General features: G+C 38.2%; 1 tRNA gene and 1 rRNA gene. Both read right to left on the bottom strand.

From position 1 onward, the window contains the following. Window positions 1–167 (bottom strand): 23S ribosomal RNA (locus A3756_RS16970); the annotation flags it as partial. A 331-nt stretch (window positions 168–498) separates the two neighbouring features. Continuing rightward, window positions 499–574: transfer RNA gene (locus tag A3756_RS16965), tRNA-Ala, on the bottom strand. Between the last annotated feature and the right edge of the window lie 140 nt (window positions 575–714).

Below are 714 nucleotides of genomic sequence, written 5' to 3'. Positions count from 1 at the left end.
TATGTATTCAGTGCAAGATATCTAACTTATGTTAGATGGGTTTCCCCATTCGGAAATCGTTGGGTCAAAGCTTGTTTACCAGCTTACCAACGCTTATCGCAGGTTACTACGTCCTTCATCGCCTCTGACTGCCAAGGCATCCACCGTATGCGCTTAGTCACTTAACTATATAACCCGAAGTAGTCTTCTAAGACGACCTTTTACCATCTTAGTACTTAAGCTATATATATGACCATTCGTAACGTTTTCGCCGGATAACGCTTGATATGAATCTCATTTCTTTCGTTATCCATGATTAAATTATTCGCTGATATGTGAATAATCTAATCACTTAGCAATGAGTTGCATTATGTCATCACAACATAAAACAACGTCTACTATTACTTACCTAATTGTTAAAGAGCTTCTAATCGCATGATTAGAAATAAATACACTTTACTTAATTCAAACTTAAACCAAGCAAATACACTTATTTATAATCATTTCAATTTTGGAAATTGGTGGAGCTATGCGGGATCGAACCGCAGACCTCCTGCGTGCAAGGCAGGCGCTCTCCCAGCTGAGCTATAGCCCCAATCCCAGAGCATTTTATCCTCTGCTTTAACGTTCATTAAAGTCAGACTCAAAAAATCGTAGATTTTAGTTAATCTAGGCAAATGACTGCGAAGCATAGCCTGCTATGCGAGTAATCATTTAACGATGAGTAACTGAAAT

This window comes from Oleiphilus sp. HI0086 (assembly GCF_001635225.1).
The sequence above is the reverse complement of the archived record's forward strand: the minus strand, read 5'-3'. Positions and strand labels throughout refer to the sequence as shown.